Origin of the sequence: Dysgonomonas sp. 25, from assembly GCF_010501075.1 — a bacterium.
Classification (GTDB): domain Bacteria; phylum Bacteroidota; class Bacteroidia; order Bacteroidales; family Dysgonomonadaceae; genus Dysgonomonas.
Genome location: NZ_QVMN01000002.1, coordinates 55,629 through 76,609 on the forward strand (window position 1 = coordinate 55,629; position 20,981 = coordinate 76,609).

At 44.7% G+C, this 20,981-nt stretch carries 9 protein-coding genes; 6 read left to right on the top strand and 3 right to left on the bottom strand.

Annotated elements, in window-relative coordinates; translation table 11 throughout:
• Positions 1–22 precede the first annotated feature (22 nt).
• The 3 genes from D0T66_RS03465 to D0T66_RS03475 all read right to left on the bottom strand — a co-directional run bounded on the left by D0T66_RS03465 (position 23) and on the right by D0T66_RS03475 (position 8,865).
• Positions 23–2,386, bottom strand: a complete 2,364-nt coding sequence (locus D0T66_RS03465; protein WP_163355644.1) for a glycoside hydrolase N-terminal domain-containing protein — start codon at positions 2,384–2,386, stop codon at positions 23–25.
• Positions 2,383–4,572, bottom strand: coding sequence for a glycoside hydrolase family 3 C-terminal domain-containing protein (locus D0T66_RS03470; protein WP_163355646.1), 2,190 nt, complete (start codon positions 4,570–4,572; stop codon positions 2,383–2,385). The genes D0T66_RS03465 and D0T66_RS03470 overlap by 4 nt, the downstream gene beginning before the upstream one ends.
• 159 nt (positions 4,573–4,731) lie before the next feature.
• Entirely contained in the window at positions 4,732–8,865 is a 4,134-nt protein-coding gene (locus D0T66_RS03475; protein WP_163355648.1) for a two-component regulator propeller domain-containing protein, read from the bottom strand.
• Between the two features lie 203 nt (positions 8,866–9,068).
• Between D0T66_RS03475 and D0T66_RS03480 the strand changes: the two genes are divergently transcribed.
• From D0T66_RS03480 to D0T66_RS03505, 6 genes are all read left to right on the top strand, one after another.
• Positions 9,069–11,906, top strand: coding sequence for a TIM-barrel domain-containing protein (locus D0T66_RS03480; RefSeq protein WP_163355650.1), 2,838 nt, complete (start codon positions 9,069–9,071; stop codon positions 11,904–11,906).
• Between the two features lie 84 nt (positions 11,907–11,990).
• Positions 11,991–15,140, top strand: a complete 3,150-nt coding sequence (locus tag D0T66_RS03485; RefSeq protein WP_163355652.1) for a TonB-dependent receptor — start codon at positions 11,991–11,993, stop codon at positions 15,138–15,140.
• A gap of 14 nt (positions 15,141–15,154) precedes the next feature.
• Entirely contained in the window at positions 15,155–16,768 is a 1,614-nt protein-coding gene (locus D0T66_RS03490; RefSeq protein ID WP_163355654.1) for a RagB/SusD family nutrient uptake outer membrane protein, read from the top strand.
• Positions 16,769–16,793: 25 nt separating this feature from the next.
• Entirely contained in the window at positions 16,794–17,699 is a 906-nt protein-coding gene (locus D0T66_RS03495) for a hypothetical protein (protein ID WP_163355656.1), read from the top strand.
• 133 nt (positions 17,700–17,832) lie between these two features.
• Positions 17,833–20,331: a glycoside hydrolase family 2 TIM barrel-domain containing protein gene (locus tag D0T66_RS03500; RefSeq protein ID WP_163355658.1), complete on the top strand. Its 2,499-nt coding sequence runs from the start codon at positions 17,833–17,835 to the stop codon at positions 20,329–20,331.
• Between the two features lie 3 nt (positions 20,332–20,334).
• Positions 20,335–20,967 (top strand): GDSL-type esterase/lipase family protein, encoded by a 633-nt coding sequence (locus D0T66_RS03505; protein WP_163355660.1) that lies wholly within the window; start codon positions 20,335–20,337, stop codon positions 20,965–20,967.
• Positions 20,968–20,981 lie beyond the last annotated feature (14 nt).

Below are 20,981 nucleotides of genomic sequence, written 5' to 3' on the forward strand. Positions count from 1 at the left end.
TTTGATATAACCGACAGGAATATTATTTGACAGTTATGGTTGCTATTTCGTTTCTGTACATATTCATATACAGAATGTTATCCTTTATTTTATAATCTTTTACTCCCTTTACGGAGACATTTGCCGATGCCAGCTTAAGCGCAAAGCGGTTGGTAGAGAGTGCTTTTAATGTAATCTGTTTAGCCGTTTTATTCTTCCACGAAAAACTGATTTCTCCGTTCCCCCTCACTTTCAAGCCTTTTACTTCGCCTTCTGCCCATTCGTCGGGAATGGCAGGAAGCAGTTCGATGTATCCGGCATGGCTTTGCAGGAGCATTTCCATAATGCCTGCCGAGCCTCCGAAGTTACCATCTATTTGCATAGGCGGATGCGCGCTGAACAGGTTTGGGTAAGTTCCCCAATTGTTTCGGGCGGGTTTGAATAAGTCGCCTATCAGTTTATACGCGTGGTTTCCATCCTTCAACCGCGCCCAGAAATTTATCTTCCATGCCATCGACCAGCCGGTGGATTCGTCACCCCGCCGACGGAGCGTGACTTTTGCCGCCTCCATCAGTTCGGGCGTTTGTTCGTATGTCAGCTCGTTACCCGGGTGCAGCCCATATAGTTGCGACACGTGGCGGTGATGCGGTTCTGCCTCATCGTAATCCTCTATCCACTCCATTATCTGACCATATTTGCCAATGGAGGTAGGAGCTAAATGCGCTTTCTTATCTTCTAATTCCTCTCTGAAATTTTTGTCGATACCCAGTACCGATGCTGCTTGAATGGTATTGGTAAATAACTCGCGTACAAGCTGGTTGTCCATCGTAGAGCCTGCGCAGATGCTCAACGTATCGTTATGGGCGGTTATATACTTATTTTCGGGCGAGGTGGTAGGGGCTGTCACTAAGTAACCATTGTTGGGATTTTCGACCAGCATGTCGTAGAAAAACAGCGACGCACCTTTCATCACGGGGTATACCGAACGCAGGTATTCTCTATCCAGCGTAAACTCATAATGTTGCCACAAGTGCTGGCATAGCCATGCTCCGGCGGTATTGGTCGCTCCCCACGAAGGGTCTTCGGACGGCGAAGTGAATTGCCAGACATTACCCAAGATATGTGTCACCCATCCGCGGCTTCCGTAGTATATTTGCGCCGTTTTTTCTCCGGGCTCGACCAATGTTTTCACATAATCGGACAAAGTGGTATGCAGCTCGGGCAAATTGCCTGTTTCGGCAGGCCAATAATTCATTTGCAGGTTGATATTCAGATGATAATCGCCATTCCAAGGAGTATAAATTTGCGGCGCCCACAACCCCTGCAAATTCGGCGGTAAACCGCCTTTGCGTGTCGAGGAGATGAGCAGATAGCGTCCGTATTGCATATAGAGGGCTGCTAAATCGGCATCTGTTTTGTCCGAAACAAAAGCTTCCAGACGCTTGTCTATAGGGAAGGATGAATTGTCATTCCTACCCAATGTTACATCTACACGACCGAATAATTGCTGATAGGCTTCGCTATGTTGTTTTCTTGCGTGTAGGTAGTCTTTATCGGCTTTTCTTAATACATCCGATGCTATTACCTGTGCCGGTACGGATTTGCCGAAATCGGTTGCAAGTGATACGTATATAACGACTTCGTCTGCATTTCTTACTTCGACTTTATTGCCTTTTAGGGCTAATTCCCCGCCCTGATTTTCCACACGTATTTTACCATAATATATAACCCCTCCGTCGGGCGAAGCGCTTGGCATCTGTCCCGTTATCGTCAGGCAATTGTCTTCGATAGCTATTTGATAATTTTCGTCGCGTTGGAGAGAAAGCAACAAGGATATTGCCTCTTTTTTATCAGCTGTATAACGGATAATGCCGACGTCTTCGGTGAATGAGGTGAAATATTCGCGGTGATAGGTAATACCCCCTTTTTGATAACTTGTGCCCGAAAGCGCCTTGTCCATATCCAGCCAACGTTTGTAGCGGCTCACGGGAGCAAGCGAATCGGAATAGAGCGATTGGATATATAAGTTCCCCAGATTCTGATAGTTGCCGAACCGTGTGATATCCGTTCCTCCGCCACCCAGACAGGTGAATGTTTTGTACATCAATTCTTGTGCTTCTTTGTTCTTATTCTCGAACAATAAGCGGCGAATCTCCGACAGGTGTTTATTGGCATCGGGATTATCGGCATCCTGTTTCGAACCTGCCCAAAGCGATATTTCGTTGAGGATGATGCGTTCTTTGTCAACACCTCCCCAAGGCATCATGCCGATGCGTCCATTCCCGAGCGGGATGGATTCTTCCCATATCTCTGCGGGACGGTCGAAATGGTATCCCCACCTGTATTCTTGTGCCTGACTAAGCAGCGGAGCGCTGAATAGAATCAGATATAGAATATATTTTCTCATTTTACTATCGTTATTTGTTTGCTTAGGCGGATATCGTCCGACGATGCGCCAATTAACAGGTTCACCTTTCCGGCTTCGAGTTCGAATCTCTTCCTTTCCGCATTCCAGTACATCAGATCTTCGGCAGCCAGTTTGAGTTCTATGGTCTTGGTCTTACCTTTTTCGATTGTCTCCCGTTTGAAAGCCCTCAACTGCTTCATCGGGCGCGAGACGTTGGATTGTGGATAGGTCACATAAAGTTGTACAACTTCGTCGCCATCGTAATTACCTGTATTGGCAACTTCGACCGAAAGGGTAAGTGTTTCGCCTTCGGACAAAGAAGTGCCGGACAGCTTTACGTTTTTATATTTGAATGTAGTATAGCTCAATCCATAACCAAACGGATATAAAGGCTTCGTTTTGGCATACATGTAGGTGCGTCCGTTGCGTATATCATAGTCCATCATCGGTGGGAGGTCTGCAATAGATTTCACCCATGTCTGTGTCGTTCTGCCTGCAGGATTATATTCACCGAAGATGACATCAGCCACCCCGTTACCCAGTTCCTGACTGTTATTGGTCACGTGCAATATGGCAGGAAGGTTCTCCTGCGACCAGTTGATGGCAAAAGGGAAACTGCTGACCAGCACCATCAGTGTATTCGGATTAGCGCGGTGAACGACTTTTGCCAAGTCTTCCTGTTCCAGTGTCAGGGCTTTGCGATCGATAGCCTCACGCCCGTCGCTCGGAACAGGCGAATATTTCCAATCGGCTTTTGTACCGTATGGATGGTTTCCTACGCAGACGATGGCAACATCAGCTTGTTTAGCAGCTTCGTAAGCTTTGTCTACCTCGTTACTCCCTGCGAAAATGATTTCTATATCACTTCCAGCGGCATTGCGAATGCCTTCGAGTATGGTTACGACATAAGGAGGCGTACCACTGTACCAATCGAGGATAACTTCATCGGCTCTCGGGCCGATAACGGCTATTTTCTTTATCTTCTTTTTATCAAGAGGCAGGAATTTTCTTTCATTTTTCAGCAGGACAACAGATTTCGCCGTCACTTCGCGGACGAAGTCTTTTACTTCCTGCCGGCGAAACGGGGCAACAGTATCCGTCACTCCTATATGCGCATAGGGTTGCTTAGTGCGATCGGCATCCAATAATCCGAGTTTAAGTGCGACATGGAAATTGCCGCGAATGGCATTGTCTATATCCGTTTCGGTCAACATACCTTTTTCGAGCGCTTCGTAGACATACGGACGATATTCGTCCAGAAATTGTCCGACTCCGGCTTTTACGATGGCCGCAGCCCCTTCGGTGTGGGTAGCATATGTTTTGTGGGCTTTTATCAATAGACTCAAAGCTCCGCCATCGGTACAAATAATGCCGTTTTGCCCCCATTCGTTTCGGGTGTAATCCAAGATAGGATGAATCGTCATCGGTATGTCGTTCCAACTGTTATATGCTGCCATATAGGCTCGCGAGCCGCCTTCTTCTATGCCTTTGCGGAAGGGGTAGGCATAGTATTCGTGAAAGAGGCGATCGTCGAAATTGGATGAGGTAGAGTCGCGCCCGTCTTCGTTGCTGTTAGCCAGAAAATGCTTCATCAAAGAGGCCGATTTCCAATAGCGTTTGTCGTCGCCCTGTAATCCTTTGACGAAGGCAACCGTCAGGCGCGAAACCAGATACGGATCTTCGCCAAAGCTTTCTTCCGTGCGTCCCCATCGTGGATCGCGGGCTAAATCGGCATTGGGTGCGCGCATCACCATGCCTGCTTTTTTGTACTTGTCGTTTTGCGCGTAGTAGCGTATTTCGTCGGCTTCTATGTCTGCCACTTTCCTTATCAATTCGGGAGACCACGTTGCGCCTAATCCGTATGCCTGCGGGAATGTGGTGGTGGGGTAGGTCTGTGGTTCGGCTTTCCCGTATACGATGCGGAATCCGCCCCAGTTGCCGCTCCCGCCTAAAGCCAATCCATGCAACCCTTCGCTGTGCCCCGTAGCGGGTATCCCTAATCGGGAGACGCCCAGATTGGTGGACAGAGCGGTTATTTTTTCGTCTATCGTCATCAGCGATAGCAAGTTCGAAACGCGTTCTTCGTCCGAAAGTGCCGTATCCTGAAACGGATGTACGTGTTGTGCGGATAGAGTGAAACGGGCGAACAAAAGTAACAGGATTAATAAAGGGATATGCTTTTTCATTTGGTATCGATGGTTAAATTATCTTTTTTGGTATAGAACAAAGATAAATAAGTACATCAACAAACTCATTCCTACATGTTTCCGATATGGGGCTTCTCCTATTTAGGCGAGGGGAGTATTTGATAACAAAAGGGAGTTGTGATGTTGCTCCCTTCCGGTTTATTTTTCAGCGTTTTTCTTGTATTCATTAGGGGTTATGCCAAATTCTTCCTTGAAATATTTGCGGAAATATTTGGGATCGTTGAACCCTACCTGAAAAGCAATTTCGTTGACGAACATCTGGCTTTTCTCTAATAGGTCGGCGGCGCGTTTCAGGCGGATAAAGCGGATAAATTCGGATGGCGTTTTGTCCGTCAGCGCCAGAATCTTCTTGTAGAAGTAGACGCGGCTCATTGCCATTTCTTTGCAAAGGCCTTCGACCAAGAAATCGGAATTGCCGATATTCTTTTCTACGATGGCAATAGCCTTTTCGACAAACTTTTCGTCCATTGTTTTTATTTCGATCTCGCTTGGCGAAATATCTATGCGCTTTTTGAAGTTGGTGTGCAATTTTTTCTGCCGTTCGATAATCTTCGATATTTTCAGCTTGAGCATATCTATATTGAACGGTTTAGAAATGTAGTCGTCGGCTCCGGCTTCGATGCCAAGATACTGGTTTTCTTCCGAAGATTTGGCCGTAAGCAATATGAGCGGTATGTGCGAGGTGCGGATGTCGCCTTTCACTTTCCGGCAGAATTCGTATCCGTCCATTAAGGGCATCATCACGTCGCAAAGGATGATGTCGGGCAACTGGTCTAATACGACCGTATAACCCTCTTCGCCGTCGTTGGCGGTAATGACGTGGTAGTCTTCGGTGAAGAGTGCTTCGACGAAGCGGCAGAAATCTTCGTTGTCGTCTACTATCAACAATGTCGGGAGGTTGGGACGTATGGATATATCCGATTTCTTGATGACTTCCTCGGTCGGTTGTATCTCTTCTCTCAATTCGTCGCTGTCGGATGGCTCTATAACCTCCTGCTTGCCTGTAATCATATATTCGGAGCGCGAGAACGGAATATAGACCGTAAAAGAAGTTCCTTTGCCTACGGCGCTTTCGATAGAGATTTCGCCGTTGTGAAGTTTTACGTATTCACTTACCAGATGAAGCCCGATGCCCGTTCCCGGTTGAGAGGAATGGTCGGCACGCTCGATACGGTAGAAGCGGTCGAATATTTTGCTTATCTCTTCTTCAGGAATGCCGATGCCGGTGTCGGATACTTTGATAGACAGCAGGTTTTGGTTGTTATCCTGTAAATTCTCGCGAATACCGATGCTGACGTCTACATTGCCGCTTTCGGTGTACTTGAAGGCATTCGACAGGAGATTGGTGACGATTTTTTCTATCTTTTCGGGATCGAACTCAATCGTCAGGTTATCGACGAAAGTCGTAAATGTCAGGTTAATAGATTTTTCCGTTGCAATGGACGAAAATGGCTGGCACATATCTCTCACAAAGGCAATAATATTCCCGCTGGTCAGGTTAAGCGTCATCTTATTCAGGTCGAACCGCCTGAAGTCGAGGATATCATTCACCATTTTCAGCAGGTTGCGGGCATTGCGGTAGACAATTGTCAGCATCGTCTGTTGTTCCTCCGAACGGGCATCTTTCAGCAACTTCTCTACCGGTGTCAGTATCAGCGTGAGCGGAGTTTTAAACTCGTGGCTGATGTTGGTAAAGAAACGGATTTTCAGTTCATCCAGTTCGTGAGTTTTGTCGGCTTCCATGATTTTCTGTGCCTGTTCGAATTCGCGTTTTTGCTTATCCAGACGCCATTTGAGGAAAACCCTTAACAACAATGCCAATAGCAGGAAGTAACTCAGATAAGCCCACCACGATAGCCAGAAGGGCGGCTTGACGGTGATAATCACTTCCAGCGGCTGTTCAGACCAGATGTTGTCGCCGTTGCTGGCGTACACAATCAGTTTGTAGCGTCCCGGCCTGAGGTTGGAATAGGATGCCGAACCCACGCCGTTTTTGATTTCAGTCCAATCGGAGTCTAAGCCTTCGAGTTTGTAGCGGTAATGGTTTTTCTCGGAATTCAGGTAGCTGAGCGCCGAAAATAATAGGGTGAAATTCGTTTCGTTATAATTCAGTTTCAATTCGTCGAGGTCGCCGATGGTTTTTTCTATGACAATCCGCCCTTTGTATGGGATATTGGGCTTGACTTCCTGATTAGATATAAGCAGATTAGTCAGCCTCACCTGCGGTAGCTTGGTGTCGAAACTGATTTTTTCGGGATGAAAGGCGACATATCCCTTTGTCAGCCCCACATAGATGATGCCGTCATCGTCTTTGTGTATGGCATTCATATTGCAGACAGAGCCGGGAAGCCCGTCTTTCTCGTCGAAATAGGCGATATAATATTCCAGCTTATTGCTCTGGAAGGTGTCGCAGTAGATACATACCAATCCGTTGCGCGTACCTGCCCAGATATTTTGCCTGTCATCTTCGATGAGGGAAACAACTTCGTCGCTCGGCAAACCGTTGGCTTGCGTCAGGTGCTCCATGGAATGGTCGAAGGGGTTGTAGAGGTTGAGCCCTTTGTCGGTTGCTATCCAATACAATCCCCGCGAGTCGATAATCATATTGTTGCAGGAATAGCTGGATAACGAGCTTTGCATGTATTGGTCGTCGAGCAGCGGCTCTATTGTTTTTTGCTTTGTATTAACCACATTGATACCTCTGTCGGAAGACATGTATAGCTTTTTCCCGTCGTCGGAAAATGTCGAGAGGGTATAGTTGGATGTCATGTCCGGTGTGTTTTGGGTATTGTAGTTTGTGAAATGCTTCCGGCTGGCGTCCAGCATATCTATCCCTCCGCCGAGTGTACCTATCCAGAGGTTGTGGGATGCGTCTTCGGCCAAACCATATACGCTCTTGCTGCTGAGGGAGTTTTTATTTCCTTCTTCTATCTGGTAGTGCGTAAATTTCCCGTCGCGATAGCTATTCAACCCACCGAGGAAAGTTCCTATCCAAAGCGTCTTTTCGTGATCTTCGATGATGGATGTTATGATATTGGACGAAACACTGTTTTTGTTGGTTTGGTCGTGTTTGAAGATGGTTATATCCTTTTTCTGCTCGTTATATCTTATCAATCCCTGACCGTTTGTTCCCAGCCACAGATTTTCGTCCGAGTCTTTGAATATGCTGTTATAGTCGAATACCTCGGAGCGTTTCTCGAGATAGGATAGCAATTCGTTTTTGTTGAACTTATAAATGTCAGGATGATAATACGATACGCCATTTTTGTACGTGCCTACCCATACGATTCCGTCGTTGTCGCAGAACATGCTGATAATAGAATTCTGGCTGATCGACCGCGAATCGTATATATTGTTTTTCAGCACCTTGATTTGCTTTGTCTTTTTGTCGAAAAGGTTGATGCCTCCGTGGTCGGTTCCTATCCATATCAGTCCCTTTTTGTCCTGTTCTACGGAACGCACGAAGTTATTTGACAGCCTAAGCGGAGATTCTTCTTCGAGCACTATCCATTTCGTAGACGAAAAATCGTAATACACAGTGCCTTTGTCGGAGACGCCCGGATATATCCAAGGCTCTTCGTTGTTGTCGATGAACAGGTATTTGGGTACGGTCGAACTGCTCATATTCCCTTTGAAAAAGGTATTGCGGAAGTCGACTTTTTTTGTCCTTTTATTTATCCGTTCCAGTACACCATCCTTATGCAGAATCCAGATGTAGTTGGGCGAGATTTTCATTTTCAGCAAGTCGCCCTCTATAAAATCTTTCCCTTCGCCCTGCTTGTAAACTGTCAGCGTACTGTCGTCGCCGTTGTGGGTATATATCCCGTCGTTGCGGTAATAGCAATAGATTTCTTTTTCGGCGCTTATCTCGATGATTGCCGGATTAGGCGGCAGCCCGAATGAGGCAAGTACCGAATCGGTATTTTGCGTAAACCGCTCCTCCTGCAAATCGTATACGACATATACTTCCTCGTCTACCGTGAGCCAGAGACGTTGGGCAATATCTTCCTGGATAGAGAGATACCTATCGTAAGGAGAACTGGCAGGATCATTTTTGAAATGTTTGTATACATTGATATTTATTCCGTCGTATCTGTTCAGCCCCATATTCGTACCAAACCACATAAAGCCGCGGCTGTCTTTATAGATACATACGACCTGATTGCTCGACAAGCCGTTGGTATTATTCAGGTGGGAAAATTCGTATTGTGCAGATGCGGAAAACGGTAACAGCAAAGCTGCAAGAAACATCCATATTTTCATAGTATTCATGGTATTTTCAGACACAAAACAAATATAAGAAAATAATCTTTCCGATGCTGTCTGGTGACAAAATTACCCCCTTTTTAGAAACATATCGCCCTCTGTCCCGAAATAAGTAGGGTGGCTTTATAAACATCTAAGCAAGCCTGTGTTATCGATTCAAAATACTTTTGTTTCGAGGTAAAAGTAAATTTTAAAATCTAATATATGCCATGAGAAAAAACTACTTATCCGTTATACCATTACTATTGGTGTTTTTCTTATTATCATGTGCAGGACCGTATGAGAAAACGGCAGATGGCGTTGTTGTGAATGTAAGCAACAATGATCCGCTGGCTGTAAAAAAAGTACGTCTGCAAGTTATCACAGATGATATCATTCATGTGACAGCCACCCCGGCATCGGATTTCTCCAAAAGGGAAAGCCTTATTACAGCATTCGAAGATACAAAAAAAGAAGGCTGGACAATAGAGGAAAAAGAAGGAAGCGTTGCTTTGAAAACAGCTACTACAATAGCCAATGTGTCGTTGTCGACAGGCGAGGTAGTATTTACCGACCTCGAAGGCAATGTTATCCTTGCCGAGAATAAAGGTGGCGGAAAATCATTCGAACCCGTAGAAGTAGAAGGCAAAAAAGCCTATACTATGCAACAGGTATTCGAATCGCCCGACGATGAATCATTCTACGGATTGGGACAGCATCAGTCCGACGAATTTAACTATAAAGGCAAAAACGAAGAACTTTTCCAGTACAACACTAAGGTGTCTGTACCTTTTGTCCTTTCGAGCAAGAATTACGGTATCCTGTGGGATAACTATTCGTTGAGCCGTTTTGGCGATGCCCGCCCGTATACCGATTTGGACCAATTCAAACTATATGATAAAAAAGGGAACGAAGGCGGATTGACAGCTACCTATATGGTGAACGGCGATCCGAAGAATATTTTTGTAGAGCGCACAGAGGCGACTATCGACTATGAAAACCTCACAACTATCAAAAACTTCCCCGAAAGCTTTCCTTTCAACAACTCCCGCGTTACATGGGAAGGAGAAATTGAAGCACCCGAATCGGGCAATTACCGCTTCATCCTTTATTATGCAGGATATATCACTATCTATTTGGACAATAAAGAAATTGTTCCTGAAAGATGGCGTACTGCATGGAATCCGAACAGTTACAAATTCGACCTTGACCTGAAAGCCGGCGAGAAACACAAGATAAAACTCGACTGGAAACCCGACGGAGGTATTTCTTATATGGGGCTGAAAGCACTCAGTCCGCGTCCCGAAGCAGAACAGAACAAGCTGGCTATCTGGTCTGAAATGGGCGATGAGATAGATTACTTCTTCATCAACGGGAAAGATATGGACGATGTCATAGGCGGTTACCGTGCTGTGACGGGTAAATCTCCGATTATGCCGAAATGGGCGATGGGATACTGGCAGAGCCGCGAACGCTATAAAACGCAATCCGAATTACTGGGAGCGTTGAAGGAATACCGCGATAGGAAAATCCCTGTTGACAATATCGTTCTGGATTGGTCATATTGGCCTGAAAATGCCTGGGGAAGCCATGAGTTTGATCTGGCACGTTTCCCCGACCCGAAAGGGATGGTAGATTCGGTGCATGCAATGGATGCCCGCATCATGATTTCCGTGTGGCCAAAATTCTATATGACTACCGAGCACTTCAAGGAATTTGACGAAAAAGGCTGGATGTACCAGCAAGCGATAAAAGACAGCATCCGCGACTGGATAGGGCCGGGCTATGTAGGCTCGTTCTATGACGCCTATTCTCCTGATGCGCAGAAACTATTCTGGCAACAGATGAAAGAACATTTGTATGTACTCGGCATAGATGCCTGGTGGATGGATGCCAGCGAGCCGAATGTGCGCGACTGTACCAGCATGGAATATCGCAAGGCATTGTGTGGCCCGACAGCTTTAGGCCCGTCGACCGAATACTTCAACGTCTATGCGCTGATGAATGCGAAAGCCATCTACGAAGGGTTGCAGGAAGAAGAACCGAATGAGCGCGTCTTCCAGCTTACACGTTCGGGTTTTGCCGGATTGCAGCGCTATGCTACTGCTACGTGGAGTGGCGATATTGCTACCCGCTGGGAAGATATGAAAGCTCAGATTTCGGCGGGATTGAACTTTGCCATGTCGGGAATCCCTTATTGGACAATGGATATCGGCGGATTCTGCGTAGAAAAACGTTACGAAGCAGCCAAAGAAGGATCGGAAGATATGAACGAATGGCGCGAGTTGAACACACGTTGGTTCCAATTCGGAGCATTCTGCCCGCTATTCCGCAGCCACGGACAATATCCTACACGCGAAATATACAACCTTGCTCCGAGCACGCATCCAGCTTATAAGAGTATGGTATATTACACCGAGCTCCGCTACCGCCTGATGCCGTATATCTATACTTTGGCCGGAAGAACTTATTTCGACGATTACACCATTATGCGTGCCTTGGTAATGGACTTCGGCAACGATGCCAAAACGCACGACATAGGCGACCAATATATGTTGGGGCCTGCCTTTATGGCTTGCCCGGTATATGAATACAAAGCCCGCTCGCGCGAGGTGTATTTCCCTGCCGGAAGCAACTGGTACGATTTCGAATCAAATAAATATATCACAGGAGGACAAACATTGAATATCGCAGCTCCATACGAAAGAATGCCGCTGTTTGTGCGCGAAGGCTCTATTATTCCGATGGGTAAGGTGATTCAGAATACAACCGAATCGCAAGCCGGCGAACTGACTATCAAGGTATATACGGGAGCAAACGGAGAATTCACTATCTACGAAGACGAAGGAACTAATTACAACTATGAAAAGGGGGCTTATGCAACCATAAAACTAAACTATGATGAATCGGCACGGACGCTCAATATCGGTGCTATCAGCGGCGAGTACAATGGTATGCCGAAAGAGCGTAAACTAACAGTGATCTTTGTAAACAAAGATGCTAAAACCTCTAAACCTGTCATTATCGATTATTCCGGCTCTGCAACATCGGTTGCCGCTCCGAAATAAAAAAATGACAGAAAAGTTTAACTTGTTATAGTTAAATAACCTAAATTTATAACTAATGAAGGTCTTATTTTAAAACCTAACGCTATGAATCTAAAACGATTAACGAAAAAACTGGAATCCGGTTTGTTGAAGTCCATTCTGATCATCTTTATCGGCATGGCTTCGGTAAGCGGTATTTATGCCCAGACAGGGACTCACACGGTAACAGGTACAATTACTTTTGAAGACGAAGGGCTCATCGGAGCTTCGGTAGTTGAAAAAGGAACTACGAATGGTGTTTCTACTGATTTGGAGGGAAATTTCTCTATCACAGTCAGTCCGAATGCAACCTTAGAAATCAGCTATGTTGGCTTTGAGACGCAAACTGTCGCTGTCAACGGACAAAGTGTGATTAACCTTGTTATGCAAGAAAAATCTAATGTATTGGAAGAAGTGGTCGCTATCGGTTATGGTGTTCAGAAGAAAAAACTGAATACTGGTGCAACTCTTCAGGTAAAAGGAGATAACCTCGAAAAGCGTAGTACAACTTCTGCCCTTAATGCTTTGCAAGGTCAGACACCGGGTGTGCAAATCACATCTATGTCGGGACAACCTGGCGACGGATACAAGGTGATTGTCCGCGGTACAGGTACAATCGGAAACTCCGGGCCTTTATACATCGTCGACGGTGTGCAAACAAGCGATATTTCGCATATCAACAATGCGGATATTGAATCGATTGATGTACTGAAAGATGCTGCCTCGGCTGCTATCTACGGTTCGCAAGCCGCGAATGGTGTAATTCTTGTTACAACAAAAACGGGAGCTAAAGGTCACAGCCAGATTGCATTCGATGCTTACTATGGAATACAAAATGCTGCACGCAAAGTAAAACTTTTGAATGCGAAACAGTATGCAACCATAATGAACGAGTCGAATATAAATTCGGGACTTTCCCCTTATTTCACGGCAGATGAAGTAGCTGCCATGGGAAGCGGAACGAACTGGATGAACGAAATGCTGAAAAGTGATGTTTCTACCGAGAGTTATACACTTTCGGCTACAGGAGGTACAGAAAAATCTGTTTACTCCCTATCATTAGGATATACTTCGCAAGGTGGTATCGTAGGAGGCAAAGATTATTCAAATTATGATCGTTACAGCTTCCGCATCAATACAGATCATCGCTTGTATGGCGATATAATCAAATTAGGCCAGCACGCAACATTCAGCTATATAAAAACCAAAGGTGTAGGCACAGGTAATGCCTATAACAACGCTTTGCGCGGAGCATTCGGAGCGAGCCCTTTCCTCCCGATGTATGACGATGACGGAAATTATGTTAATACAGCAAATTCCTCTTCGATGGTTAACGGAGAAGTATGGAATACGTGGTATAACGGCGAAGCAAACCCTTATGCAAAAATGGTATTAACCAATCAAAATAAGCGATCTACTCAAAAATTGATAGGAGACGTATATTTAGAAGCAAATCCGATCGATAAGTTGAAATTCAGAACAACTTTGGGATTCGATTATTTCTCTAATGACGAAAACTCTTTCCTTCCTTCATATGAATTGTCAAAATTCGAATACAATACACATGCTACAGCTTATCAGGCTATGAGCAAAGGGCGTGCCTGGAACTGGGATAATGTGTTAACTTATTCTTTCGACATCAAAGACGAGCACAAATTTGATGTAATGGCAGGTATGTCTGCCCGTCAATATTCGGGGTCGTGGCTCAATGGTCGCAATGCAGGCTTTATTTATTCCAACCTCTCTCAGGCATGGCTTGACAATACCGAAAATACCGATGGCGCTCTTATCACGCTGAACGGGGGCCCTGATGCCAGAACTCAATTACTTTCTTACTTTGGTCGTGTAAACTATAACTGGAAAGAAAAATACCTGATGAATGCCACATTCCGTGCCGATGGATCTTCTAAATTTCACAAGGACAACCGTTGGGGTTATTTCCCTTCAGTTTCGTTGGGATGGATTGCATCGAGCGAAGATTGGATGAAAAGCACTTCATCGTGGTTAGATTACCTTAAAGTAAGAGGTAGCTGGGGACTTGTTGGTAACCAGGATATCGAAGACTATAAATATCTGGCATTGGTGATGATGAATAACACCGGATATCTTTTCGGACAAAACAGCGGATCAGCCAGCAATACACAAGGAGCTTATCAAAGCTCACTGGCTAATTCCGATTTGAAGTGGGAAACATCTCAACAAATCAATTTTGGATTTGATGCTAATTTCCTTAACAACAGATTGATTGCCAATGTTGATTTCTATCACAAAAAGACAAAAGACTGGATTGTGGAAGTGCCAACACTTGCAACATCAGGTGTTACTTCTAAATTGATCAATGGTGGTGATGTGGTGAATAGAGGGGTTGAATTGAACCTTACATACAATGACCGTATCGGTAAAGACTTCAACTACAGCATTGCCGGAAACATTTCGTACAACCAAAACGAAGTTGGAAGTATTCCTACCGAAGATGGAATTATACATGGTTTAACCAACCAGATATATGACAACTCTCCCGAATTTTACCGGGCATCCAATGGCGAGCCTATCGGATATTTCTGGGGATACAAAACAAATGGTATCTTCCAGAACCAACAGCAGATCGACAATTATGTAGATACTAACGGTAATAAAATCCAGCCGAATGCATCTCCGGGTGATGTGATCTATGTTGACCGAAATAAAGATGGAAAAATAGACGAAAGCGATAAAACAAATATCGGCGATCCAAATCCGGATGTTACATTCGGTTTGTCTCTTGGATTGAATTATAAGAACTTCGATTTCTCGATAGCAACAAACGGCGTATTAGGCAACCAATTGGTACAAGCATACCGTAACAACTCGGATCGCTATGCAAACTACACAACACGCATCTTGGATCGCTGGCATGGAGAAGGAACTTCTAACAAAATGCCACGGGTAACGAACTCTAATATTAACTGGGAATTCTCTGATTTATATGTACAGGACGGCGACTACTGGCGTATCAGTAATATCACATTGGGTTATGATTTCAGCAAATTGATTAATTCAAAAGCTATCAGCCAGTTCCGTATATATGCTTCAGTACAAAACCTTTATACATTTACCAAATACGATGGAATGGATCCTGAAATCGGTTATGGAGTAGGAAGCTTTGCCTCAGGGGTAGATGTAGGTTTTTATCCGAACCCTCGTACATTCTTGATGGGTATTAATGTTAAATTCTAATTAAAAAAACGAATATGAAAAAGATATATTTATATATAGCTACAGTAGCACTGCTTACATTCGGTTCATGTTCTGACAGCTTCCTGGATAGTAATCCAAAGACCGGTTCGACAGAAGGAACCTTCTATAAAACCAAATCTGATGCAGAAAAAGCGCTTGTAGGATGCTACGATGGGTTGCAACAAATATGGTCATCAGGTGTCAGCTTCCCGCTTATGTCTGAAATATGCTCCGACAACTGCTACGCCGGAGTTGGAAATGGTGATGCGCTTAACTATCAGGCTATCGAGGAATTAAATCCTCTGCGTGCCCCATCTTATAAAGACTTGTTTAATGATAACTGGAAAGCATACTACAATGCTATCTTTCGTTGCAATACATTATTAGTGAAACTGGATGGTATTGATTGGGAAGGTGACGATGCTGCCAAGTTGAGCGTAGAATGTCAAACCCGTTTCTTGCGTGCTTACTTCTATTTTGATATGGTTCGCATATGGGAAAACATTCCATTGCTGACAGAGCCTTCGGATGAAAACTTACCTCAGGCCGATCCGGACGAAGTTTACGCAGTTATCGCATCAGACTTGAAATATGCAATCGATAATATGAACAGTCAGGCATATTCTTCTTCGTGGGCGGAAAAAAATGACGGACGTGCTACGAAATGGGCGGCACAAGCTCTTTTGGCTCGCGTATATTTGTTCTATACCGGATATTATGGTAAATCTGATTTGGTTGGATTGGTAAGCCAAGCAGAAGCTTTGCAAGGATTGGAAGATATTATCTCGAACGGAGGATATGATCTGGTAGATGATTTTGCAGCCCTATGGCCTGCGTCTGCCGCTTACAGCGGAATAGATTATGCAGGAAAAGGCAACAAAGAAACAATCTTCGCAATCAAATATAATTATACAAGTAATTATGACGGAAATAGCGACGGCAACCACTGGCTGGTGATGATGGGACTACGCGGAGTTATGCATTATCCTTATTCTCAGGGATGGGGTTCTTGTACAGTTCCTGAAAGAGTGTGGAATGCATACAGCCCTAATGACAAACGCCGTACTGCTTCTATTATCGATATCGCGGGAGAAGGTATCACACAAGATATAAACGATCAACGTGAATATACCGGATATGCGAATAAAAAATATACACCGAAATCTGTTTACAATGATGCCGGAGAACTGGTAGACGAAGCTGTGGATCTAGGTGCTGCCGACTTCCAGATTGGTCAGTTCCAAGACTATGTTGTAGTACGCTATGCCGATGTATTGTTGATGGCTGCCGAACTTGGAAGCCCTAACGCTCAGAATTATTTCGATCAGGTAAGGCAACGCGCCTATCAGGCAGCTTTCACTTCTATTCCTGTTTCGCAAGCAAATATCTTGGAAGAAAGACGTTTAGAGCTTGCATTCGAAGGAATACGTTATTGGGATGTATTGCGTCAGGGATTGACTCAAGCCGCTTCTATTCTGGCTGAGACAACAACTGTTCAGAACGGTGGTGTTGCTACCCAGAAAGTTATAGATGCAGCTAACATTATTAATACCAGAGGTTTCCAACAAATACCAAACGAACAGATTTCTCAGTCGAATGGTGTTCTGGAACAAAACAGCGGATGGTAATTAATCACCTTAAATACTAACAAATATGAAGAAAATATTTAATATATTCGTTTTATTGGCAGGAGTAGCACTTCTCCTGCCCGGTTGCAGCCCGGATTCGCATAGCTTGGGAAGAATGGCTGATAAAAGTGAGCTGAATTTTAGTGTTACACTTGATCCTTCAAATTCGAACCAAATCATTATAGATTCCGATAATCTGGAATACAGTGTGTACTGGGAATGGGACAACGAGGCCAAGGCCGCTGCCGGTTATTCTACAAAAACCGATGATGTTTTGTTTTTCGGTTTTGCAGGCGACTACACGTTCTCTTATTCTGTTTTGTCTGACGGGGGATTAGTAACGGCAGATCCTGTTACGGTAACTATCCCGACTTACAAACTTGATTATATGTCCAATCCATTGTGGACATACCTGACAGGTGGCGTTGGAATGGAAAAAGAATGGGTACTGGATTTGGATGCTGATGGCGAATCTCTTTATTTCGATGGACCTCTTTATTTTTATGGGATCGGACATAGTTGGGAGACTGTTTCAGGTAGTGCTTATGATCCAACTGATCCTGATCAATGGAGCTGGTGTCCTGATTGGCCAAGTAATCAGTGGCTGATGCCTGCTGCCGATTTTGGTTCTTTGACATTCGGTGCTATTGTCGGGCATACGCTTACGGCTGACAAAAAGGTTGAAGGCATTGTTCAGGAGGGAACTTACTGGCTCGACGTGGACAATCATATTCTGACAATGACCAATGCAACTATGCTGCGCGATGAAGGCCGTATATCAATTGTAACTAACTGGTCGAGAATGACATTGTTATCTCTTACCAACGATGCCATGCAATTGGGGGTTTTACGCGATAATGACCCGAATGATGGTCCATGTCTGCTGGTATATAATTTCATCAGCAAAGATTACTATACTGCAAATAAATAAATTTTTATCTCACCACGATATTACAAATAAATAAGGTTCTTAGGTTTTAGGTCAATTTAGGTTAAGTATGATATCCGACTTCTACCGGAGAGAAATATTCTCCGGTAGAAGGACGGATAAAAATGAAAAATCCATGAAGTACATATATATCATTATTTTGTCGTCTCTCCTTTTTGCTTGTTCTCAACCACAGCAGGTGCGCGAAAGAAGCGAATTCGTAGCAGACTGGTCTTTCTATCCGGGAGACAAGCCCGAAGCATCGGAACCCGCTTTTGATGATTCTTCGTGGCGAAAACTCAATTTACCGCACGATTGGAGTATCGAAGCTGATTTCTCGGTTTCCAACCCTGCTACGCCCGGCGGTGGCGCATTGCCCGGCGGCATAGGATGGTACAGAAAGACATTCGACGTGGCTGAATCCGATACAGGAAAAATCTTCTATATCGACTTCGACGGGGTATATATGAACAGTTCGGTTTGGGTGAACGGGCAGTTGCTGGGCGAACGCCCCAACGGGTATATCTCCTTCCGTTACGACCTTACACCATATCTGAACTATGGCGGAACAAACACAATCGCCGTAAAAGTGGATAATTCAAAACAACCCAATTCGCGTTGGTACTCGGGTTCGGGTATCTATCGCAATGTGTGGCTGACAAAAGTCAACCCATTACATGTCGACCTTTGGGGAACATATCTTACCACACCCGAAGTGACCGAAAATCAAGCTAAAATAGTAGCTAACACAACTATACGCAACAACTACGGACAACAACAGGAAGCAACACTACACACCATACTGCTCGACGCATCGGGCAAACAGGTAGCAACAATACAATCGCCTGTGACAACCGCTCAGGATACGACGGCTGTCGTAGAACAGACGCTGACAATAGACCACCCGCACTTGTGGTCGCTCGACGATCCGTATCTCTATACCGCTGTGACACAGATCGAACAAGACGGAAAAATAATAGACGAATACAAAACAACAATAGGCATTCGCTATTTCGAATTCGATATCAATAAAGGTTTCTTTTTGAACGGGAAATCCGTAAAAATAAAAGGCGTATGCAACCATCACGATTTGGGATGTCTCGGGGCTGCCGTAAACACCCGTGCCATCGAGCGCCAATTGGAAATATTGAAAGAAATGGGTTGCAACGGCATCCGTACGGCGCACAATCCGCCTGCGCCCGAATTGCTCGACCTATGCGACAGAATGGGCTTTATCGTCATGGACGAATCGTTCGATATCTGGCGCAAAAGGAAAAGCCAATACGACTATTCGCACTATTTTCCTGAATGGCACGAACGCGATTTGACTGATTTCATCCTGCGCGACCGTAACCATCCGTCCATCTTTATGTGGAGTATCGGAAACGAAGTGCTGGAGCAATGGTCGCATATCGACGCCGATACGATGGATATGAAGCAGGCGAATATGATACTCAACTTTGCCAATACGCTCAATAAGGTCGAAAATTCACAAGACCTGCACGTCAATTCTATGCTGACAATCAAGCTCGCCGATATGGTTCGCGAATTAGATCCTACACGACCTATTACGTCAGGCAATAACGAGACGGAACCGGGCAACCATCTTTTCCGTTCGGGAGCGATGGATGTTATTGGGTTTAACTATCACGAATACAATTATATAGACTTTCATAAGAAATTTCCGAATCAAAAATTGATTCTGACCGAAACAACCTCCGGACTGATGTCGCGCGGATTCTATCTGATGCCGTCAGACAGCATATATATCTGGCCCATACGTTGGGATCTCCCATTCGATCGCCCTATACATCAGTGCTCATCGTACGATAACAATCATGTTCCGTGGGGAACTACACACGAGGGTACGTGGGATTTGGTAAAAAAATACGACCATATTTCGGGTATGTATATCTGGACAGGCTTCGATTATCTGGGCGAACCAACACCATTCTGGTGGCCATCGCGTAGCTCCTATTTCGGAATTATTGATTTGACAGGCTTCCCGAAAGATGTATACTATATGTATCAAAGCGAATGGACGGATAAAGATGTTTTGCATATCTTTCCGCATTGGAACTGGGAAGAAGGGCAGACAGTCGACATTTGGGCATATTACAACAATGCCGACGAAGTTGAGCTTCTCCTCAACGGCAAATCATTGGGACGCAAACAGAAAACAAACGATACGTACCACGTAATGTGGCGCATTCCATACGAAAAGGGAACATTGAAAGCCGTTTCGTATAAAGATGGCAAAGAGGTGTTGACCAAAGAAGTGAAAACGACCGGCCCGCCCGCTTCTATCCGCCTTGTAGCCGATAGAAATACGATTAAAGCCGACGGAAAAGACTTGTCTTTCGTCACAGTGGAAGTATTGGATAGCAACGGGTTACCCGTTCCGACGGCAGACAATCTAATTCGTTTTTCAGTCAATGGTGATGGATTTATTGCCGGAACAGACAATGGAAATCCGACAGATACCGTATCTTTGAAGAATCCTGACAGGCATCTTTTCAGTGGTAAAGCGTTGGCGGTTTTGCAGTCGACAAAGAAGAACGGTAAGATTTCTCTGACAGCTCAATCTGAAGGTTTGCAGGAAGCAACAATTGAAATTGTAACTATAAAAGATTAGCAAATGAAAAAGTTTCTACTCCTTTCGGTATTATTACTATGTACGATATCATGTTTGTGGGCACAAGATACAATAAGAGTGGCCTGCGTCGGTAACAGTATAACACGTGGATGGGGACTTCCGGAGGATTATCCTGCCATGCTGGGTAAAATACTGGGTGATAAATATAAAGTCGGAAATTTTGGCGAAAATTCCCGTACCGTACTCAATAGAGGCGACTACCCGTATATGCGTTCCGATGTATTCTTCGGAGCGTTGAAATTTATGCCGGATGTAGTTGTTATAAAACTGGGTACAAACGATTCCAAACCCGAAAACTGGCAATATGGCAGCGATTACGAGAAGGATTTGACCTCATTGATTACCATTTTCCAGCATATACCTTCACATCCCGAAATATACTTGTGCTACCCGGCTAAAGTCTATGGAGATACATGGGGTATTAGTGATGAGACTATTACCAATAATATTATTCCCATTATAAAAAAAGTCGCCGAAGAAAGAAATCTGCAAATAATCGACCTTCATTCCGCTACCGATGGGATGGAAGAAAACTTTCCGGATAAGGTTCACCCCGATTCGCAGGGTGCTGCAGCAATTGCTGTAACTGTTTACAGGGCAATTGCAAAAGAATAACTTATTGTGAAAAT

What these genes read in the sequence shown, in the direction of transcription:
- D0T66_RS03465 (WP_163355644.1), bottom strand. Translation starts at nt 2,386, where the DNA reads ATGAGAAAATATATTCTATATCTGATTCTATTCAGCGCTCCGCTGCTT.
- D0T66_RS03470 (WP_163355646.1), bottom strand. Translation starts at nt 4,572, where the DNA reads ATGAAAAAGCATATCCCTTTATTAATCCTGTTACTTTTGTTCGCCCGT.
- D0T66_RS03475 (WP_163355648.1), bottom strand. Translation starts at nt 8,865, where the DNA reads ATGAATACTATGAAAATATGGATGTTTCTTGCAGCTTTGCTGTTACCG.
- D0T66_RS03480 (WP_163355650.1), top strand. Translation starts at nt 9,069, where the DNA reads ATGAGAAAAAACTACTTATCCGTTATACCATTACTATTGGTGTTTTTC.
- D0T66_RS03485 (WP_163355652.1), top strand. Translation starts at nt 11,991, where the DNA reads ATGAATCTAAAACGATTAACGAAAAAACTGGAATCCGGTTTGTTGAAG.
- D0T66_RS03490 (WP_163355654.1), top strand. Translation starts at nt 15,155, where the DNA reads ATGAAAAAGATATATTTATATATAGCTACAGTAGCACTGCTTACATTC.
- D0T66_RS03495 (WP_163355656.1), top strand. Translation starts at nt 16,794, where the DNA reads ATGAAGAAAATATTTAATATATTCGTTTTATTGGCAGGAGTAGCACTT.
- D0T66_RS03500 (WP_163355658.1), top strand. Translation starts at nt 17,833, where the DNA reads ATGAAGTACATATATATCATTATTTTGTCGTCTCTCCTTTTTGCTTGT.
- D0T66_RS03505 (WP_163355660.1), top strand. Translation starts at nt 20,335, where the DNA reads ATGAAAAAGTTTCTACTCCTTTCGGTATTATTACTATGTACGATATCA.